Here is a 2,967-nt window from a genome sequence, read left to right on the forward strand (position 1 = left end):
TTTTTGTGGTTAAAAACATTGTACCGTAAAAGGACCTTACATGGCCTTTTTGCTTTTACACAATTATATGGACTTTATCACTTCTAATGTGTAATACTATGACTTTACTATATTTATTACTTTTATCATTATTTTATGCGTAGAGCATGCATTTTCTTCCACCATCGCCTGGTACATTTCAAGATACAATAAGCAAACCTATACTAGTTATTTACAAAGTCAAAATAACTATGCCACGTCAGCACAGGTCCAATTTAGTTAAGTTCGGTACTTACTCCAGACCGGTTAATTCCTAGTTAGTGGTCACAAATAATCTAAACTTCTAACTTAAATGGTGGTATCAGCATACTTTCCTATAAAAATAGATAATTCATCAATGGTTGGAAAAACAACTTCATTATTTAATGTTTCCAAATAAACCAACCCAATCAAATCGTCTGTATGAAAAAGAGTGTCTAGTGTTTCATCACTAAACATATTAGTGGATGTTAATACATTCATGAATAGAAACTTTATTTCTTCATAAGCAGAAATTTTATAACTATTCTCGAAAATATCTTCTTTTGATTTAGTCATCATTTCTATCTTGAATGATTCATATTCTGTATTCAGTTTTTCTTTTAATTGATTTATCATGTCTGCTCTTCCTCCTCAGTATAAGGGCTATCGATTAGTTTGAGTGTGCTTTTTTAGGAAGTCAATGATTATATTAAGTGTGTCTTCATGATAAAATGCTGGACCACCATGATCTGCCTCGTCAATGCAGTAAAACGAAGTGTCCAACCCAAGTTCTTGGCAATAGGTTTGTAACTCCACGCTCTGCTCAAACGGTACGATTCTGTCTTTATTGCCGTGCATAATGAGTAAAGGCGCATAGTCAGTCTCTTTTTTCAAGTAATAGCGAACGGATGCCCGTAAGGCTTTCTCACGGTCATTAAGCGTTAAGAAATCACCGAGCAACAGATTCTCTGGGCTGCTTGGACTATCATGAGGAACAGTTGACGCGTAATCCGCAATGCTTGTAAAATCGGCCACGCCATAGTAGTTGATAAAAGCTTTCACTTCGGGTAAGGGTTCGGATGGTTCGGCGTCTAATTGCTGACTGTTCCATGTCGCCCAACACATTAAAGCCGTATGGCCGCCACTTGAATCACCAGATACAAATAGGTTATTCAAATCAATTCTTAATTCCTTGGCATGTTTCGCCAAGTACCGAACGGCAGTTTTCGCATCCTCTACATGACTCGGAAAAGTTGGTCCGGGTATAGGTAAGTATTCTACGATAGCGAGTATGTAGCCGCTAGTCACGATGTCCTGGAAATCATACATGTGATCGTATAGATTCTGCTTGAACCAGCCAGACCCTTGAATATGGACCACTAGTGGATACACTCTTGTGTCATCACCTTGATCCGGATAGATTAAACGGACATGAAGGTTCTGGCCATTCTTACGGGTATAGACGTAATCTACTGGCTCGACTCTTGCTCGAACATGGTTAAAGTCTGCCATGATTGTTTTCATTCCAAGAACTTTAGCTTTAGACTTGGGAAAGTCATTATTAGACACGATCAATCAAACCCTTTCTTTTAACGTTATTTTCAGTTTAAAGTGTAAAGATAAGTAAGTCAACGAGAAATGAAATCGGTATCAAAAACAGAAAATTGTGTTGAATCAATCTAGTTGTCTTAGAACCAGCTCAGTAGCGACATAAGCATCAAGGGAATCAACAATTTGGGTTATCTCATCGTATGTCATCTCATAGAGTTTAGGGTAGTCTATTCTGTATTCATCATCTTCTAGAAACACGCTGGCGATAGGGCTGTGCCCTTTCCAAAAAATAAGCACCCTATCTTTTTCCATTGGTTTAAACATGACTCTTGTCCCATTAATTGCTGTGATTTGGTCAATCAATTCTTTTACTGTCATTTTTCCAACTCCTTCATTTTTTAAATTAAAAAAAGCACCACTATGAAATAAGTCGCGCTGAAAAAAGGTGGACTTATCTGTCAAGATGACTTGTTGGATGGAGCACCGTGCTCATTGAGTCGGTTGCTGAAGCTTCATAGGGCCAAATCCCTCCACTTCTCTTGATAAGGTGTTTATTTAATTTGTTTATTTATAATAACATACATGACTCTGTCGTCCAATAGCATAACATGCCTATACGGTAGTGCAAATTTCTATAAAGTGTCCATCTGGATCTTCAACGTAAGCAACCGTCTGCCCCCATGGTTTAACAACTGGCTTTTTTAATATAGTCACACCCCTCTGACGTAAAAAATCAATGGTTAATGCCACGTCTTCAACGACAAAACCAAGCTCAAAGGTTTGAGATGAGACATTTTTAACTGGCACGCTAAGTCCTGTGATTTCTTTTACATCTTCGCGAGTATTAATAGATAAGATGGTCTCCCCCGTTTTAAATTCAATGTAAGTACCTTGCTGCATAATCACTGGTAAGCCCAAGAGGTCACGGTAAAAGATGAGTGATTGATTTAAATCTGAAACGTACAAAATGATATATTTCATAGTTAGCTTCATGATTTTCTCCTTTTAGAGGCTTCTCTTTTAGCTAATAATCACCAAAACAACACCAAACAGAGTTCCCCAAGTTTCAGGAAACTCTGTTTAGCTTGATAGCGAGAGGCATGTTTATACGATATCCTATTCGCCTTATTTAACTATAAGAAGATAGAGGGGCAGTTCTTTATCTTCGAAAGAAGTGATACGGCATTATCTATATCCCTTTGGTAGATCACAATGAAACAGGGAGCCTGTTCTTTGATTATGATTGACTTTTGGCTACTATCGAAAATCTTTTTATCCAGTTAGTGATTGAAAAGTTGTTAGTTGACCAACTGCCCCTCTCGCTTCCTTACTACACCTGTGTTTTGCAAGATAAATGTTTAGAAAATTGCAATGAAAAGTTAAGAACTTTGCCAACCACTTTTAGTTCAATTATTT

Annotated in this window: 4 protein-coding genes and 1 riboswitch; all 4 genes read right to left on the minus strand. The window is 37.3% G+C overall.

Features of this window, described 5'->3' with window-relative positions:
- Positions 1-327 precede the first annotated feature (327 nt).
- The gene (locus C3945_RS11545; protein ID WP_161879801.1) at positions 328-636 is read right to left on the minus strand and encodes a hypothetical protein; all 309 of its coding nucleotides are present in this window, start codon (positions 634-636) and stop codon (positions 328-330) included.
- A gap of 27 nt (positions 637-663) precedes the next feature.
- Positions 664-1,569: an alpha/beta hydrolase gene (locus C3945_RS11550; RefSeq protein WP_161879802.1), complete on the minus strand. Its 906-nt coding sequence runs from the start codon at positions 1,567-1,569 to the stop codon at positions 664-666.
- A 105-nt stretch (positions 1,570-1,674) separates the two neighbouring features.
- Positions 1,675-1,929 (minus strand): hypothetical protein, encoded by a 255-nt coding sequence (locus tag C3945_RS11555; protein ID WP_161879803.1) that lies wholly within the window; start codon positions 1,927-1,929, stop codon positions 1,675-1,677.
- A 70-nt stretch (positions 1,930-1,999) separates the two neighbouring features.
- A riboswitch (SAM riboswitch) is annotated at positions 2,000-2,100 on the minus strand.
- A gap of 63 nt (positions 2,101-2,163) precedes the next feature.
- Complete coding sequence (locus C3945_RS11560; protein WP_161879804.1) at positions 2,164-2,544, minus strand: VOC family protein; 381 nt, start codon at positions 2,542-2,544, stop codon at positions 2,164-2,166.
- Positions 2,545-2,967: the final 423 nt, after the last annotated feature.

Source organism: Alkalibacterium sp. MB6, assembly GCF_009935905.1.
Lineage (GTDB): Bacteria > Bacillota > Bacilli > Lactobacillales > Carnobacteriaceae_A > Alkalibacterium.